Source organism: Coriobacteriaceae bacterium (genome assembly GCA_025992705.1).
Taxonomy (GTDB): domain Bacteria; phylum Actinomycetota; class Coriobacteriia; order Coriobacteriales; family QAMH01; genus QAMH01.
The window spans coordinates 1,059,680-1,076,735 of sequence record DAJPGJ010000001.1 but is presented as its reverse complement, the minus strand read 5'-3'; the positions used below and the strand labels follow the sequence as shown (position 1 = coordinate 1,076,735).

Sequence of the window (17,056 nt, the reverse complement as noted above, 5' to 3'; positions counted from 1 at the left end):
AGGCCCGTGCGAAATGCACGGGCCTTCTCGACGATCGGATGAGATGATCCCTAGTCCTCCTCGAGGGCTGCGGCAATCTCGTCGGTGATATCCATCGTGCTGTAGACGTTCTGGACGTCGTCGAACTCCTCGAGTTTGTCGATGAGGCGCTGCACCTTCTTGGCATCGGCAACGGAGATAGCCGTGGGGTTGTTGGGCTCGAAGATGAGCTCGGCGCCCTTGACCTCGATGCCCTGCTCCTCGAGGGCGCTGCGCACGGCCATGAGGTCGCTCGGCTCGGTGAAGACGACCCACTCGTCATCGGCCTCTTCGTAATCGTCCGCGCCAGCCTCGATAACGGCCATCTCGAACTCGTCGGAATCAGCAGCCGCGCCGTTGGGGGCGGTGGGGTTCTTCTTGTCGCCGGTCTCGCTCTCTTTCAGGACGGTAATCTGGCCCTTGCGGTCGAACATGTAGGCGACCGAACCATTTGCACCCAGATTGCCGCCCGAATGCGAAAACGCGCTGCGCACGTCCGCGGCAGTGCGGTTGCGATTGTCCGTCAGGCACTCGACGTACACGCCGATACCGGCAGGACCATAACCCTCGTAGGTAACTTCCTCGAAGTTCGCCGCATCGGCACCCGAGCCAAAGGCCTTGTCAATCGCGACCTTGATCTTGTCCTTGGGCATGGAATAGCCCTTGGCCTTGGCGATGGCTGCCGCCAGGGAGGCGTTGTTCTCGGGATTGGGATCGCCGCCGGTCTTCGCTGCGACGGTAATGATACGGCTGAGCTTGGAGAACATCGCCGAGCGCTTGGAGTCCTGCGCCGCCTTGCGATGCTTGGTGGTTGCCCACTTGGAATGTCCGGACATGAATGAATCCTTCCGTGCTATTGGATTGACCGCAGTATTCTAGCACTCCCGCTTATGTTCGTGTAGCAAACCGTTCATACACGATTCGCGGGCATGCCCCTTTGGGGGTCTTTGCGCATGAGACTCCATGTAAGCAGGCAGATTCCCACGACGAGCATCGGGAGCGAAAGGAGCTGTCCCATCGTGCCCCAGGTTCCGAAGAAGTAGCCGAGCTGCACATCGGGTAGCCTCACGAATTCGATGAGGATGCGGAAGACGCCGTAGAGCACGAGGAAGGTCCCGAGGAAGAAGCCGCGCGGACGTGGAGGATCCGTCTTGCGCGACAGCGCGAAAAGCACGAAGAAGATGACAAGGCCCTCAAGCAGCGCCTCGTAGAGCTGGGATGGGTGGTACATGACCCCCGTTCCGGTGAAGTCAACGCCGATGGGCAGATCCGTCGGGGCGCCATAGAGCTCGCCGTTCACGAAGTTCGCGCAGCGGCCGAAGAAGAGTCCCACGGGAACGGCGCACGAGACGAGATCGGCAAGCGTGAGAAAGGGCACGTCGTATACGCGCGAGTAGATGAGACCGGCGATGACAATGCCGACAAGCCCGCCGTGAAAGGACATGCCGCCATTCGAAACCGCGAAGATCTCGAGAGGATGCGCAAGGTAGTATCCGTCTCCATAGAAGAGGCAGTATCCGAGACGCGCGCCGATGATGATGCCAAACGCGCAGTAGCAGACGAAGACAAGCGTGTCATAGGAGCTGAAGCGCAACTTCCAATGCTTGGCATAGAAGTACACGATGAGGCCCGCGCAAATGAAGCCCGCGACGTAGGCGAGCCCGTACCAGCGGACGCTCAGCGGGCCGATGCTGAAAAGGACAGGGTCGATGGAATGATACAGCTCGTTTAACATGCCGAGCATGGTAGCACAGGCGGGCCCATTCCCTTAGCGTGCATATTCGCTGATGCGCCTCATCTCCTCGATAACCGTGACGCCCCAAGCAGGCGATGAGCAGTAGATGCCACCCAGACCGCTTACGGTCTTTGCCGACGCGAGCCCGCTTGTCGACGTCACCATACCCTCATGCCATGCCCCAATCGCCTCCGTGAAGGATGACCACTCTGCAGCAAGGCCGTATGGATCGCTATCGGCTGCACCCCACCCCCAGGCGTTGTAGGGTCTGATGCAAGATTGTCCACCACCGGACTCGGCAACGCTAATTGCCGCACACAGACGCGGATCGACCTTGTGGAGATAGGCCGATGCCGCCATCTCGCGCCCGTGACCTTGCAGGGGCATCGCCCCAGCCGTTCGAGCGCGATCTGCGAAATACTCGTCTATCGCAACGCCCCAGATCTCGATGAATGCATCCTCGTCAAGCGCAAAGTCGAGGCCCTCGCCAAACGAGAGAGCGCCCTGAGCACCTGCCCGCGCATCGAGCTCGTCATACCATGAGCCAACATCCTGTTCTGCATCGGCAAGCAAAGAGAGGGCGTCGCGGATTGCGGAGCGCATGGCATCTTTCGCCTCGACAAGCGCCGGGACGCTATCGCTTCCTCCCTCGATCGAATGCTCGACCTCCTTCACGCACTGTCTCAGGCGTGCGCACCCCTCCTCGACCTTGTAGGCCAGTTCGTTGATCGACTGAACCGAGGCACGCAGCTCTTGCCGTACATGGTGGGCGCATGCGGCGTCTAACATGATGGCTGCGCGCAAGCGCTTTTGGTCGCATATCAACCTGCGCATCTGCTCACCCTCGGCGATCATGAGACGCTCGAGCATATCGTGCCGAAGCGTGACGTCACGCAAGGTGAATGATCCTGTCATGAGTGCATGCGTGGTGTATTCATCGCTTTGCATCAGCTCATCTTGAACGAGCTTGAGGAGCACGAGCGCTCTATGGCGCGCATTTTCGAGCCCGGCAACGCGTTCCTGTGCATCCTTATCAGAACGCATGAGAGTCTCCTGCGCACATGTGCTTCGCGCGAACGCGGCGCGAGCATCATCGAAGGCAGTCCGCCCTGACACGAGCTGCGTGCGTGCAGCATCAAGCCCCGCTCGAAGGGAGGACAGCCCCTCAAGCATGCGCCGCTCCTCTTCATTCGACTCTTCGGGCTCCGAGTTGTCGCGGGGCTCGAGCGCTTCCCGATTGTCCTCATCGTCGCTTGGCGCATCATCCAAGCCAGCTGCTTCGTTGTACGAAGCATCGCTTGCGATGGGCTCTCCAACGGACTCGTCACCCCAGACCATCTCCATTCCCGCACCAGCCGACATCGCGTACGCGAGCAACGCAAAAGCAAGCAACGCCATGAGCAGGCGACTCCCACCCCGCGTATCCATATGCACATGTGTCTTCATCACGTTCGCCATCCTTCGCGCATCGCGCCGGCCCCATGCCAGGCCTTACGATTGTGCGTCAGGACGAACCGAGCGAACCACCCCGAGAATCTGAACGATTTCGGGGTGAGCTCAGAGCAAATAAGGAGCGATTTCGGAGCAAAATAGGAGATGAATTCTTTCCTCAAATCGCTTACTCTGATTCCAGATGATGAAGTGTCGCCTTTGAATTTCCGTTCTCAGCTCTCTTGTTAACCCCATGCTTCCGTCTCATCGTTACACAGTTACATAACATATTTGTGATATACTCAGGGAGTGCCGATCATGTTCAAGATTGTCTTTTACAAGAAACCAAACGGCGACGAGCCAGCAATCACGCACCTGGACATGCTGCCTTCCAGAATGCGCGCCAAGGTGTTGAGAAATATGTCTTTACTGCAAGAGAAGGGAAACTTGCTCAGATATCCGGAAACAGACGACCTAGGCGATGGCATATTCGAGTTGCGGACCTCGTTTGGCAGCGATATAGAGAGGGCCCTCTTCTTTTACGCAGAGCATCGGGTCATCGTCATTACACACGGCTTTATCAAAAAGACGCGCAAAACGCCTCGACAAGAAATAGAGCGAGCGAAACAGTATAGGGCGGATTACTATGCACAAAGGAAAGCTGAAAATGACAACTCTTGATGAATATATCGATAAGCAGCTCAAGGATTCTGAATTTGCACAGGCCTGGGCGGATAGCGAAGACGAATATAATTTCAGACTTGCCCTCATTGATGCTCGACAAAACTGTGGCATGACGCAAGCTGACCTCGCCCGAAAAACAGGCATGAAGCAGAACGCTATAAGTCGCATAGAAACGGGCGATACGAATCCCACCCTTGGGACTCTTCATCGCCTTGCTCAGGGAATGGGCAAACGCCTCAAAGTTGAGTTCGTTTAATCGTACTTGGCCTCTGAAACCGAGCCCGGCAAGCTTGGTCCATGCACCTCTTATGAACCCATGCGCGGCGCCATGTCCCCAGAGGTCTTGACCTGTTGTTGAACCACGGACACCGCAGTATCAGCGACACTTGGTTTGGGGCTCCAGATTGACACAACCGCAGCGATGGTCAGCGCAATGATGACGATAACGAGTGCGATGATGAGAACGAGGGGTCCCTTTCGAAGCCCGTTCGAGACTTCTGCTGATTCCGAATCTTCCAGTGTGCTTGATATCGGCTGTTCAGCCGCAGCGGAAGCGGCGTATTTGCCACCGGAGCCCGACGCGGGATATCGCAAGACCGGCACCCCATCCCGTGCTCCGTACACCACTGAGCCTTTGCTATCCGGGCCCGATGTTGCCCTGGATGCAGACCCTCGCGCGACCTTGGGCTTGGATGCCGTAGCGGGTTTTACCTTGTTGGGCTTCGCCTTCGGTTTTGCAGCAGACTTCGATCCTGAGCGCGAGCTCGCTGTCTTTGGCTTAGAGACGGGCTTCTTGTCTGGCTCTGGCTCTGGCTCTGGCTCTGGCTCTGGCTCTGGCTCTGGCTCTGGCTCTGGCTCTGGCTCTGGCTCTGGCTCTGGCTCTGGCTCTGGCTCTGGCTCTGGCTCTGGCTCTGGCTCTGGCTCTGGCTCTGGCTCTGGCTCTGGCTCTGGCTCTGGCTCTGGCTCTGGCTCTGGCTCTGGCTCTGGCTCTGGCTCTGGCTCTGGCTCTGGCTCTGGCTCTGGCTCTGGCTCTGGCTCTGGCTCTGGCTCTGGCTCTGGCTCGACCGCCAGAGCTTCAGGCTCCTCTACAGAGGAAGGCGTCTCGACTGGATTGGCAGATTCAGATGGACGCGCGGATGCATCGTATGGACCTGAGACCTTGTCATCGTCAACGCAGCTTGTACCGCATTCGGTGCAGAACCTATCCTCCGGTCCCAGTGGCGAACCACATTGCGTGCAGAACTTGTTCTGAGCCATGGGCCCTCCCTAGGCGAAAAGCGCATCCTCGTGATACGAACATTGTAAACAGGAAAGGCCTCTGGCTCATCTAGCTTTTCAAACTTGCCGGGTTTTATCGACAGAAGGCAAGCGATCTCTAATCCCAGCGCTTCACATCGTCGATAGCTACGCCCTAATGGACAAAGCTTCTCTTACCTCACCCCGTACCAGCCGTAGTCCTCGTAACGCCAGCCGATGGAGACGAGGTGGTCGCGCTCCTCGTCAGAAGTGGTGTAGTGATGTGAGCCGGAGTTGTTCCTGGGCGCGTTCGGGTCCACGTTGGGGTTGAACAGGCGGTGCAGACCCACACCCATTGCTTCGTCGGAATACCAGCCGATGCCCTCGTCGGACCAGCCCACCTTTAGGAGCTCGTTTCGCTCGTAGGCGCTCGTGGTGTAGTGGTGATCGGTGCCCGAATACAGGCGGTAGACCGGCGTCGCCGAGGTTGCCGGCGCGGTCCAGGCCTCGCCCTCGTACTGCCAGCCGGCAGCCACGATGGCCTCGATCTCTCCGTAGCTGGCGGTGTAGAAGTGCTCGCCGGAGTTGGGGTTGTAGGCGCGGTACATCATCTGGTTGGCGACAGGTTCGGGGTCGGATGCACCGGGCTTGTTGCCATCGTCGGGCGTCGGGTCGATCGCGCCTGGATTATCCGGCTGCGGGTCCGCGATATCAGGACCTTCGGGTTGTGTGCCTGGATTGCCAGGGCCAGGATCAGTGGTGCCAGGATTGTCCGGATGCGTGCTAGGGTCATCGGGTTTTGGATCAACGCTGCCGGGATTGTCTGGTTTTGGCTCGTCAGGTGTCGGCTTCGATGTCTCGACGATCTCGAACGTCGCTTGCTTCGTGCCGGTGTAGTTGTTCTTACCGGTGACGGTAACCGCGTAGGTGCCGACCGCGCTAGAAGAGGCAGGGTACGTTACGATGTAGTCCACGCCTTCCCGCAGCGTCACCTCCCCCGCCTTGACGGTGGCCGGCGGCCTTTTCTCCACGCCGTCGCAGGTGAACTTGGTCGCGTCCAGCGCGACATCCGTGATGGCGGCGGGGGCGATCTCGTAGGAAGTGTTCTTCGTGTCAGTGTAGTTGCCCTTGCCGGTGATGGTCACGGTATAGGTGCCGACTACGCTAGAGGAGACAGGGTACGTGACGATGTAGTCCACGCCCTCCCTCAGTACCTCATCACCGGCCTTGACCGTGATTGCCGGTCTCTTCTGAGTCCCATCGTAGACAAATTTTTTTTGAGTGAGGTTCAGCTCCGCGGTAGATTCGAGCGACTTCGTAATCGTGAAGGTCGCCTCTGCTATCCCGTTCGCAGAAACGATACCAATCTTATGCTCCCCTGCGGTGAGACTTTCCAGGCATTCAGGCTTAAGCTCGACGACAGTCGAACCTTCACTAGCAACATAGTCGGATTCTTCGAGGTCCACACCATCAATTTGCACACCAGAGAAGAAAACAAAATCGGCATCGGACGCAAAAGTTACTCCCGAAGCGCTACCTGCAATCCACACGGTACCATCACCTCGTGTAATTAAAGGTGATGCATCTGGAACCTTCGTATACGTATCCGCCATATTATTTCGGTTTTCTGCAATTTGCTGAGAGGTATAAACCTGACAATCCCTTGCGGAGAACCAGTTGCCTTCCGGAAAAGCGGTCTGAACATCATTTCCGGCGCCCTTGAAAGAGAACCCATTGCCCAGAGAAACCGTCGTGAGTTTTTCGCAGCCGTCGAACATACCCGTCATGCTCGTCACTGAAGAAGTATCGAAGCCCGAAATATCAAGAGATTCAAGTGAGGAGCAGCCAGAAAAGAGCCCCGTCATATCTGTCACCATGGGAGTAACGAAATTTGAGAGATTAAGAGACGTAAGTGAAGAGCAGCCGGAAAAAGTCTCAGACATGCCTTGCAGTTTAGAGGTAACGAAGCTGGAGAGGTCTAAAGAGGTTAGTGATGAACAGCCAGCAAAGGTTTCATCCAAGCTAAGTAAATATACGGTACCTAAATATGCGGTGCAAAAGTCAGAGAGATCAAGAGACTCAAGCGAAGAGCAACCATAAAAAGTTCTGCGCATATATTTGACTTGTTTGTACCTTTTATCTATAGAAGATAAACTGATAGATTTGAGGTTAGTAAATTCATTAAAAAGAAAGCATATGTTATAGGGTAATTCAACGTCATAGAAGAAAACAGCGCGTTCCACTGAGCTGGCAAATACAGACCATGGGGATTTCGGATTTCTGGAATCAAACTCTTCCCCTCTCCCTGAACTTACCCTTAACGTCCCTGTTTCCGCAGTAAAAGATATGTTGCAGGTCCCCCAGGTGCCGTTCCTGTCACCTGATGCGGCAAGCGCCAGTCCCGGGCACAGACCGATTACAAGTGAGAGCGAAAGAAGAGCGGCTAGAATCCTATTGCGTCTACGCATGAAGCACCTCCGGAGCCACAGCCCTTCCTGAGCCGTCCATCAAAGATGCTAAGAAAACTACCCCCCCCCCCCCCCGACTATTTTCAATGGTTATGAGGGGTGTTTATCGCAGGTGAGCACAATACATCGGCGAGATGTGTGGCAAAAAGATTGTTATAAGTTGCCGCTGCGTTTACGCGACGCTGTACAGTGGAGTGATCTTCGCGAGCTCCTCGGCGAGCTCATGTTCGGCGACCTCAATGTCATGAACCGCCTGGGCTCGTAGCCAATAGCCATTCGAGAGCCCGAAGAAGCGGCAAAGTCGCAGATGAGCGCAATACATCGACAAAGGGCGTGCAAGGGGCGTCTTACCAAACAGCCCTTACAATCAATTCGAATGCGTAAGGTAGCTCCTCGCGCAAGTAAGCGAACTTCTTCTTGAACGTAGGCTTATCAAACCCAGCCGTCTTCAAAAGACGTATTGCATCATCAAGATCGCGCGTCCGACCTGAAAGCGCACTGTCTTCAATCGCTGATAACTTGAGCATCAGCAATGAATCATTATCTGCAATGCATAGAGTTATGTTCTTGAATCCAATTTCAATGGTCTCCCACTTCAGTCCCATTGACTCGATAAGAAAATCAGCATCATCGGCCGCTGCATCATTGTTGAGCCACCACTGGTCTAATCCATGCCTCTCGCCAATAGCAGCTATTGCTGCAGAGACGGATGGAGAGTAATCATCAGTTACCGAATCAATGTCTGCCGTCAGACCCTCTGTCCTCACACCCCTCCAGGCGAGGGCGAAACCGCCAACCGCGCGAATAACGATTGGCTCGTCAATCTCTTCGTCGAGCTCCTTAATGAGACTCAACAGCTCGTCCGTGTTCAATTCTCGAATCATAGGATGACACCCATCTCTTCGAACGAGGGAAAAGCCCCGAGGCTAGGATAGGCCGAGAGGATCAGAGGCGGAGATAGGGGTCTCTGCTCCTTTATATCGTCCAGATTCGGAAACTTCTCGTACGCCTTTTCCGCCTTCAATATCGCGGCAGCCGCTTCGCTGAGTTTCTTGGGCTCTATCGTGGCGAGCTCGTCGTTATACCTTCCTCGACGATCGTTCACCATCTTGTCGATAACACGGTACAGGAAGTAGAAATCACCGAACTCCCAACCGTCCGTATTGCGGTAGTAAACCGGAACGCCTGCCCTCTCGTCGAGATACCGCCGAATATCCTTTGCCTTTGCAATCCAATCGGTGTCGACCTTTTCTGCGCGGATGATGCCCTTGGAGAAAAGCCGGCACACATACACTTTGGACACGCCTAGCATTGCCGCTGCTTGCCGAGCGCTTAGAAGCCCCTGTTTGTTCATCAATTTAACCTTCCGCCATTTGTTTATGATGATAAACGAGAAGAGGGGAGTTTACAATCGTAAACACAAATTGTTGAACAAATAGCGATGCAACTGATTACAAAGACTACCTCACCCCGTACCAGCCGAAGTCCTCGTACTGCCAGCCGATGGAGACGAGGTGGTCTCGCTCGACCTCGCTCGTGGTGTAGTGGTGACTTCCGGAGTTGTTGGTGGGCGCCGAGGGATCCACGTTGGGGTTGAACAGGCGGTGAAGCCCGACTCCCTCGTTGTCGTCGGAATACCAGCCGATCCCCTCGTCGGACCAGCCCACGGATATGAGGTGATCCCGCTCGATGACGGAGGTGGTGTAGTGATGATCGGTACCCGAGTACAGGCGATAGACCGGTACGGTGGACGTGACCGGTGCCGTCCAGGCCTCGCCCTCGTACTGCCAGCCGGCGGCCACGATGCTCTCCACCTCGTCATAGTGCGCCGTGTAGAAGTGCTCGCCGGAGTTGGGGTTGTAGGCGCGGTACATCACCTGGGTGGCCATGGACTCGGGGTCGCTCGTGCCCGGCTTGTCGGCATCGTCTGGCTCGGGGTCGGTAGCACCCGGCTTATCGGTGGCGTCCGGATCATCTGGCGCTGAAGGATCATCGGGAACCGTGGGATTGGATGGCTCATCGGAATCCGATGGTTCGTCAGGGTCCGACGGCTGAGATGGATTGTCCGGATCCACAGGCTTGGGGTCATCGGGTTTCTCGGGAGCTGGCGTTATCTCGAACGAGAGGTCCCTCGTGCCCGAGTAGGCTCCCATACCAGTCACGGTCACGCTATAGGTTCCGACGTTGATCGCGCTTTCGGGATAGGTAATCGAGTAGTCCCTGCCCTCGACAAGCGTCCTATCACCATGCTTGACCGTGACAGAGGGCCTCTTCTCGGTTCCATCGTACGTAAACTCCCTCTGGCTCAACTCGATGGCCAGCCTATCAAGGGATATGTCAATCTCTTCCTTCGCGTATGTATCCGCAATGCCACGTCGCGACGACTCGATCTCGCTGACCGTGAACCACTTTCTCTCAGCCACGGAGAACCAGTCCGCATGGCCGTTCACTTCGATGCGTGGCAAGCTGATGTTCGTTGCCTTCGATGACATGCTGACATACGCGAGCTTCCCGCAGCCCTCAAACATCAGAGAGCTGTTCACCAGCCTGGATGTGTCGAACCCCGAAATATCGAGAGAGCTGAGTGACGAGCAGTTGTAGAACATGTAGTTCATGTCCGTCACCATGGAAGTGTCGAAACCGGACAGGTCGAGGGAAGCGAGCGACGAGCAGCCGGAAAACATCTCGCCCATGTTCGTCACCTGGGAGGTCTTGATACCAGAAAGGTCAAGTGAGACTAGTGACGTACAGCTCCTGAACATGTTTCCCATGTCCGTCACGTTCGACGTGTCAAGTCCCGCAAGGTTCAGGGTGGCAAGCGACGAACATCCGGAGAACATCCTGTCCATTCTTCTCACCTGCGAGGTATCAAAAGCGGAGAGGTCCAAGGCGGCGAGCGACGAGCAACCGGAGAACATCTTGTCCATGTACATTACCTGCGAGGTGTCGAATCCCGAGAAATCGACAGACTCGAGCAATCCGAAGCCCGCAAAGAGCGCACCGCATTCGACAGGAGCGGTGACCATTTCGCCTTCCGCATTCTTGACGAAGACGATGCGCTTCACGACTGCCTCGTATCCCTGCCAGGGAGACTCGCCGACCGTCTCGAAGCCCTCACCCGGATTCACGGTGAGAGTACCCGCATCGTCGATGTGCCAGGCGCACGTACCCCAGCTGCCATCAGGCGGCAACTGCGACTGCGCCGTCAACGGCGAGTCATTGTTCTGCGGGATGGCAAGTGCAACTCCCGGGCACAGCGCCATCGTCAACGCGAGCGTGAGAAGGGTGATTAAGATGCCATTGCCCTTACGCATGAAGCACCTCCAGGAAACCATGATCCATTTTGGGCAAGTCGTCAAAGGTATCATGAACGCTACCTTCTTCTCGGTTAGTTGCAATGGCCCTGTCTCAGTTTTGTCGCCAGCGCGTGCAACACCCCGGCAGAGGGCATGAAGGACGGGAGATGGTGAGGGTGAGATTTCTCGACTTCGCCGCCTTCGGCGGCTCCGCTCGAAATGACAGAGAGGCCCTTGCCACTGCTCGAAATGACACTCGGCAGAGGGCATGACACCAGAGCATCGCAAAAATGGCGAAAGTCTAGGATCGGGGAATCGCGAATACAGTCAGCCAGCGCATTTTTAGCGAATGTCTAGGACCAGAGACGTGCGAAGGCTAGGCATTCCTGAATTCTGCGCATGCGGAGACAGCGAGCCCTAGAGGTTGGCGGATTCTGCGCACGGAAGGCTACAAACATGAGGCCACATGCACACCCACGTCACAATCGCTCCAAGAGACGAGGCGAGCGTCCCGAAAATGCATTCTTCTCGAGGACAACCCCACGAGCACAAGAGAAAGACCCGCAGACGTCTGTACAACAGGTGGACGCACCCTATTGCCGATGGTAAGATGGGCTGTACAGGGTGGCCACCGTTGCCGCGGTTTGGCTAATCCCCAAGTGTTTTTGGCACGTGAGATAGCCGATCCTTTAGCTAGGGGCGGCTATTTCGCTTTGTAGAGCGATTTTGCCGCGATGACGACCAGGCAGAATGTCAACAGTTCCATCCAGGTAACCATAGGCATCACCCCCAAACCGGGGTGTTACTTAGCCCGCCACCCTGCACATGCACACCTTACCGTCAACGGATAGGCCATACGTGCATTTTGCTAGCTTGCGATTATGCAGCAGGACGAACCGAGCGAACCACCCCGAGAACCTGAACAAAACCGGACCGATTTCGGAATGAAAACGGAGCGTACGGGAAGTAATTTAGGCATGAGGGTGGTGAGATTTCTCGACTTTGCCGCCTTCGGCGGCTTCGCTCGAAATGACAGTCCTACGCCGGGACCTCGCCCGTGTCGATGATCTGCACGAGCGCGTCCTCGTCGAGCACGGGAATCCCCAGCTCCTCGGCTTTGCGCAGCTTGCTGCCCGCACCGGGACCAGCCACCACGTACGAGGTCTTCTTGCTCACGCTGCCGCTCGTCTTGGCGCCGTACTCGCGCAGCAGCTCCTCGGCCGTCGTGCGATCGTAGCGCTCGAGCGAGCCGGTGAGTACGAAGGTGAAACCGGCAAGCGTCTGGGGCTTGGCATCGCTTTCGTCGATGGCCATCTGCAGGCCCACCTCGCGCAAGCGCTCGATGAGGTCGCGATTGTCTTGCGTGTCGAAGAACTCGCGGATGCCCTCGGCCACCACCTCGCCAATGCCATCTACCTGGCATAGCTGCGGCTCGCTCGCATCCATGAGGGCGTCCATCGTCTTGAACGCCTTGGCCAGGGCCTCGGCCGTCGTCTTGCCGATATTGCGAATGCCGATGGCGAAGAGCAGGTTCTCGAAGGGACGCTGCTTGGATGCCTCGATCTGCTCGATCGCCTTGGTGGCGTTCTTCTGGCCAAAGACACGCGGAGAGCCGTCCTTCTTCTCCTCGCCTGTGGCGACGTCGGCAAGGGTGTCGACGTCGAGCTTGTAGAAGTCCACGACATCCTTGAGCAGGCCGGTCGCGATGAGATTCTCGATGATCTTGGTGCCCAGGCCGTCGATGTCCATGGCCCCACGAGATACCCAGTGTTCCAGACGCGTCTGCAGCTGAGCCGGGCATTCGGTGCTGTCGCAGCGCAGGAAGGCCCCGTCGCGAAACACGGGCGAGCCGCAACTCGGACATACGCTCGGAACTGGCGGCACCTGGGCATCGGGCGGACGCAAATCCATGACCGCCCCGACGACCTCGGGGATGACGTCTCCGGCCTTGTGGATGATGATGGTGTCGCCGATGCGCACGTCCTTGCGAGCGAGCTCGTCGTAGTTGTGCAGCGTCGCACGCGAGACGACCGAGCCGTCCACCGTCGTGGGATCGAACTCCGCCACGGGCGTGAGCACGCCGGTGCGTCCCACCTGCACGGCAACGTTGCGCAGGATGGTGGTCTTCTCCTCGGGCGGAAACTTGAAGGCGATGGCCCAGCGCGGTGCCTTGGCGGTAAAGCCGAGCTCGGCCTGGATGGCGAAGTCATCGACCTTCACGACGACGCCATCGATGTCGTAGTCGAGGTCGCCGCGATGCTCCAGGGCGTTCTTGCAGAACTCGTGCACCGCGGCCTCGCTGTCCACGACGCGGATGTTGGGATTGACCGTGAAGCCCGCCGTGCGCAGCCATTCCAGGAACTCGTGTTGGCTTTCCACACCAAGCTGCGTGGTCTCGGCGATGGCGTAGATGAAGGTGGCCAGGTCGCGCTCGGCCGTGATGGTCGAATCCTTCTGGCGCAGCGAGCCCGCCGCGGCATTGCGGCAGTTGGCGAAGCTCTTCTTAAGCGCGAGCTTTCGTCCCGTGCGCTCACCGGCATCGATCTCGGCGTTGTAGAGCATGATCTCGTCGTTCTCGAGGCTGATGGCGTCGTTGAGACGCTCGAAGGAGGAACGGGGCATGTAGACCTCGCCGCGCACCTCGATGGGTTGGGAGAAGCCCATGGCGCCGCTCTCGATGGAAAGATGCTTGGGAACGTCCTTGACCTGCATGATGTTTGCCGTCACGTTCTCGCCCACGCTGCCATCGCCACGGGTGGCGGCTCGCACGAGCGTGCCGCGCTCGTAGGTGAGCGCGATGGAGGAGCCATCGATCTTGAGCTCGCAGCAATAGGACAGGCTATGGCCCACTGCCTCGCGCGTGCGGCGCAGCCATTCGTCGAGCTCGTCCAGGTCCATCGCATCATCGAGCGAGTACATGCGGTGCTGATGCTCGGCCGGCGTGAACTGCTCGGCCACGCCGCCGCCGACGGTTTGGGTGGGCGAATCGGCCGTCTTCAGCTGTGGGTAGCGCCCCTCGAGCTCGGCAAGCTCGCGATTGAGCGAATCGTAGACCGCGTCGGGAAGCTCGGGGGCATCCTCGAGGTAGTACTGGTCGCGGGCCCTCTGCAGCGTCGCGCGCAGCTCGTTGACGCGTTCGACGGCATCTGCCGGTGCGTCGGCAGGCGTATCGTTTATCAAATCGAAGAGATTGTCTTGCGAAGGGGCATCCTCTGCGGCCATTTCACATTCGCCTTCCTCGTGAAACCATCAAACTCATCTATAGACTAGCGTACCAGGGACCTGTGTCATGCAATGGCATGCAGGGCCGCATGGCGCATGATATCGCGATCGACCTCGACGGGGAGCGCCATGGCATCGGCCCATATCTCCACCGAGAGTGCCGCCTGCTCGACAAGCATCTCCAAACCATCCATGCAAGTTGCACCCTGACGCTCGGCACCGGCAAGAAGCGCCGTTTCGCCATGGCCGTACACGGTATCGAGAACGACCTGACCTTCGTGCAGCAGGCCCGTATCGACGATGGCCTCGTCGTCCGGAGCCATGCCGCGCGGTGTCGCGTCGACGATGACATCGACCTGCGGGATGAGTCCCTCGACATGCGAGTAGTCCCTTCCATGCAGAACGGCTGCCTCGGACGGGTCAACGTTCGTCCTCATGCGGTTCACGCAGGACAGCGCCTTTGCCTCGTCGCGTGAGAGAAGCGTGACCTCGGCAGCACCCGCCTGCGCGGACGCGGTGGCAATGGCAAGGGACGTCGGGCCCGTACCGCATATGAGCACGCGGGCATCCGCGAGCGGTTTGTCCGTCATGCGTTCGATGGCACGCACGGCGCCAAGGCCATCGGTATTGTACGCGCATAGTTTGAGGTCCTCGTCGCGCACGAGCACATTTGCGCCACCTGCCGCGACGACGGCGGCATCGGCGAAGTCGGCGTTATCGAAGGCAAGCTTCTTCCAGGGCATCGTGATGTTCATGCCCCGGTAACGCCCGGTACGCACGAGGTTGATCTGCTCGCGTGCATCTTGCGCGTTCTCGCAGCGCACCGCGCTATAGTGCCAACGCGAGAAGGGCCACTTCACCTTGCCGAGTTCCTGGTACAGCGCGTTGTGCATTGCCGGAGAAAGCGAATGGGCAACGGGATCGCCGATGAGAACGAACTCGGGACTCATGAAGCGCTCCCGATGGCTCGCATGCCATGCACGGCCCTACGGTCGAGCATGCGCAGAAAATGCGTGTGCAGCGGATCTGCCCCGGATTGCGGGACGACGAGAATGGCGTCCATCCCCACGCGATGCGCCCCCAGGACATCCGTATACGATTGGTCACCGATCATGACGGCCTGATCGCAGGCGACGCCAAGCATCGCGCAAGCCTGCACGTAACCACGCGCAAAGGGCTTCTTCGCGTTGCGCACGAGGGGAATGTCGAGCGTACGTGCCGCCTCGAGCGTGCGCTTGCGCACGCTGTTGGAGACGAGTGCCACGCCAAGACCGACATCCTTGAGCGACCGCACCCAGGCGATGACCTCGGGCGAGAGCTCGGATGTGCCGCGCGGCTGCAAGGTATTGTCGAGGTCGAGCAGCACCGCGCGATACCCGTGCTCGACAAGCGCGTTCGGCTCGATGTCGAGCACGGACACGTAATACGCATCTGGCCTCATGCCCAGCATCGCCTAGTCACCGTACTGCGCCCAGGCGGCGTTGAAATCGGCATCGTTGTTGAAGAACATCGTCTTCCCCTCCCTATTGGAGAAGAAGAAGTACAGGTAATCCACGTCGGCGGGACTTGCCGCGGCCTGGATGGTCGACACGGAGGGGTTGCATATGGGGCCCGCGGGCAAGCCAAAGTGGCTTGGGTTGCGCGTGTTGTAGGGACTGTCGCTTGCCAAGTCGGCAGCCGTGAGTTCCTCGGTCATGTCCTTGCCCACGGCGTAATAGGTGGTCACGTCACTGCCCAAGGTGATGCCATCACGCAGGCGATTGTAGAAGACGGCGGCGATGGGGGCCTTGTCGCTTTCGGCCTGGTATTCCTTCTCGACCATGGAGGCAAGCGTCACCACGTCGTAGAGCGTGAGGTTCTTCGAGGCGGCGTAGCTCATGTCAACGGTGGCGATCTGCGCGGCAAACTGGTCGAGCATCATGCGGATGATATCGTCAGCCGTGGCCGAAGGGTCGACGCGATAGGTGTCCGGATACAGGAAACCCTCCATCGAGTTGTTGTACACGCCTTCGAGGAAGGGATAATCGGCAACGTAGTCGGAAGCCTTCTGCGTCTGCGCGTAGAAGTCCTCGGCGTCTATGCCGCAGGTCGATTCGACCTTATCGGCAATCTGGCGCAGGTTGAAGCCCTCGGGGATGACAAGCTGTCTGCCCGTCTGGCCATTGGCAAGCATCTTGATGATGTTGTCGAGGTCATCGCCGCCGATCATCACGTAGGAGCCCGATTGCAGGCTCGCAGCCTGGTTGAGCTGCTTGACGCGATTCGTGAAGGCGTTCGCAGAGCCGATGACGCCATCATCGACGAGTATCGAGGCGATCTTGTCGGTCGAGGAGCCGGCGGGAATCACGACCGTGATTTCCTCACCCTGCTTCACCTCGCCCGTCTTGTCGCCAAAGAAGTTCTGGTAGGCAAAGAAGCAGGCGATGATAGCGAGGACAATGACTACGATCAGGCCGATGATGAGTCCGCGCTTGCGCGACTTTCCCTTGCGCTTCTCCGTGTAGTTTGACGGTGCATAATGCTGACCCTGGGTCATCGTTCCTCCATCTTGTACTCACTATTCGCGGCAAGCCAGGTCTCGAGAAAGAGCGAGGCAGCCACGCTGTCGATCTTGCCGCGCATCTCGCGCTCGGAAAGCCCTTGCGCACAAAGCACGCGCTTTGCCTCCGCACTGCTCAGGCGCTCGTCGGCAAACTCGAGCGGCACGCCGCAGCTTTGCGCGATGCGCTCGGCAAGCTCTCGAATACGCGTCGCTTGCTGGCCCGTAGCCCCCCGCATGGTCTTGGGAAGACCGCAGACGAGCAAGTCCGGCTCGTTATCCTGCACGAGCATGCGCCAGGGTTGCGCGTTGTCAATCACCTCTTGGGCATTCATGACCCGCAGCGGCATGGCAAGGCCCGTCGTCGTATCGGCAACGGCAACGCCGATACGCTTCTCCCCTATGTCAAGCCCCAAGACTCGCATAC

Annotated in this window: 16 protein-coding genes; 3 read left to right on the top strand and 13 right to left on the bottom strand. The window is 58.1% G+C overall.

The window, feature by feature from the left end:
• Positions 1 to 50: 50 nt before the first annotated feature.
• The 3 genes from OIM11_04875 to OIM11_04865 all read right to left on the bottom strand — a co-directional run bounded on the left by OIM11_04875 (position 51) and on the right by OIM11_04865 (position 3,202).
• Positions 51 to 854, bottom strand: coding sequence for a YebC/PmpR family DNA-binding transcriptional regulator (locus tag OIM11_04875; protein ID HJJ00464.1), 804 nt, complete (start codon positions 852 to 854; stop codon positions 51 to 53).
• 74 nt (positions 855 to 928) lie between these two features.
• Entirely contained in the window at positions 929 to 1,753 is an 825-nt protein-coding gene (gene lgt, locus OIM11_04870) for a prolipoprotein diacylglyceryl transferase (GenBank protein ID HJJ00463.1), read from the bottom strand.
• A gap of 33 nt (positions 1,754 to 1,786) precedes the next feature.
• Complete coding sequence (locus OIM11_04865; GenBank protein ID HJJ00462.1) at positions 1,787 to 3,202, bottom strand: hypothetical protein; 1,416 nt, start codon at positions 3,200 to 3,202, stop codon at positions 1,787 to 1,789.
• A gap of 300 nt (positions 3,203 to 3,502) precedes the next feature.
• On the opposite strand from OIM11_04865, the gene OIM11_04860 reads away from it, so the two are divergent.
• Entirely contained in the window at positions 3,503 to 3,865 is a 363-nt protein-coding gene (locus tag OIM11_04860) for a type II toxin-antitoxin system RelE/ParE family toxin (protein ID HJJ00461.1), read from the top strand.
• Positions 3,852 to 4,124 (top strand): helix-turn-helix domain-containing protein, encoded by a 273-nt coding sequence (locus tag OIM11_04855; GenBank protein ID HJJ00460.1) that lies wholly within the window; start codon positions 3,852 to 3,854, stop codon positions 4,122 to 4,124. The genes OIM11_04860 and OIM11_04855 overlap by 14 nt, the downstream gene beginning before the upstream one ends.
• Before the next feature lie 50 nt (positions 4,125 to 4,174).
• On the opposite strand, the gene OIM11_04850 is transcribed toward OIM11_04855, so the two are convergent.
• Together OIM11_04850 and OIM11_04845 are read right to left on the bottom strand one after the other, a co-directional pair.
• Positions 4,175 to 5,125, bottom strand: a complete 951-nt coding sequence (locus tag OIM11_04850) for a zinc ribbon domain-containing protein (protein HJJ00459.1) — start codon at positions 5,123 to 5,125, stop codon at positions 4,175 to 4,177.
• Between the two features lie 173 nt (positions 5,126 to 5,298).
• Positions 5,299 to 6,303, bottom strand: a complete 1,005-nt coding sequence (locus OIM11_04845) for a hypothetical protein (protein HJJ00458.1) — start codon at positions 6,301 to 6,303, stop codon at positions 5,299 to 5,301.
• Between the two features lie 553 nt (positions 6,304 to 6,856).
• Here OIM11_04845 and OIM11_04840 point away from each other — a divergent pair.
• Positions 6,857 to 7,204 (top strand): hypothetical protein, encoded by a 348-nt coding sequence (locus OIM11_04840; GenBank protein HJJ00457.1) that lies wholly within the window; start codon positions 6,857 to 6,859, stop codon positions 7,202 to 7,204.
• Between the two features lie 715 nt (positions 7,205 to 7,919).
• Here the strand turns inward: OIM11_04840 and OIM11_04835 are convergent.
• The 8 genes from OIM11_04835 to ruvX all read right to left on the bottom strand — a co-directional run bounded on the left by OIM11_04835 (position 7,920) and on the right by ruvX (position 17,054).
• Positions 7,920 to 8,456, bottom strand: coding sequence for a hypothetical protein (locus OIM11_04835; GenBank protein ID HJJ00456.1), 537 nt, complete (start codon positions 8,454 to 8,456; stop codon positions 7,920 to 7,922).
• Positions 8,453 to 8,926: a helix-turn-helix domain-containing protein gene (locus OIM11_04830; GenBank protein ID HJJ00455.1), complete on the bottom strand. Its 474-nt coding sequence runs from the start codon at positions 8,924 to 8,926 to the stop codon at positions 8,453 to 8,455. The genes OIM11_04835 and OIM11_04830 overlap by 4 nt, the downstream gene beginning before the upstream one ends.
• Positions 8,927 to 9,032: 106 nt before the next feature.
• A complete protein-coding gene (locus OIM11_04825) occupies positions 9,033 to 10,886 on the bottom strand; it encodes a BspA family leucine-rich repeat surface protein (protein HJJ00454.1) in 1,854 nt (617 codons plus the stop codon).
• A 1,020-nt stretch (positions 10,887 to 11,906) separates the two neighbouring features.
• Positions 11,907 to 14,090: an NAD-dependent DNA ligase LigA gene (gene ligA / locus OIM11_04820; protein HJJ00453.1), complete on the bottom strand. Its 2,184-nt coding sequence runs from the start codon at positions 14,088 to 14,090 to the stop codon at positions 11,907 to 11,909.
• A gap of 65 nt (positions 14,091 to 14,155) precedes the next feature.
• Positions 14,156 to 15,040 carry a hypothetical protein gene (locus OIM11_04815; GenBank protein HJJ00452.1) on the bottom strand — a complete coding sequence of 295 codons (885 nt, stop codon included), beginning with the start codon at positions 15,038 to 15,040 and terminating at the stop codon, positions 14,156 to 14,158.
• A complete protein-coding gene (locus tag OIM11_04810) occupies positions 15,037 to 15,531 on the bottom strand; it encodes a YqeG family HAD IIIA-type phosphatase (GenBank protein ID HJJ00451.1) in 495 nt (164 codons plus the stop codon). The genes OIM11_04815 and OIM11_04810 overlap by 4 nt, the downstream gene beginning before the upstream one ends.
• Before the next feature lie 12 nt (positions 15,532 to 15,543).
• The gene (gene mltG / locus OIM11_04805; GenBank protein ID HJJ00450.1) at positions 15,544 to 16,626 is read right to left on the bottom strand and encodes an endolytic transglycosylase MltG; all 1,083 of its coding nucleotides are present in this window, start codon (positions 16,624 to 16,626) and stop codon (positions 15,544 to 15,546) included.
• On the bottom strand, positions 16,623 to 17,054 hold the full coding sequence (gene ruvX / locus OIM11_04800) for a Holliday junction resolvase RuvX (protein HJJ00449.1): 432 nt from the start codon (positions 17,052 to 17,054) through the stop codon (positions 16,623 to 16,625). The genes mltG and ruvX overlap by 4 nt, the downstream gene beginning before the upstream one ends.
• Positions 17,055 to 17,056: the final 2 nt, after the last annotated feature.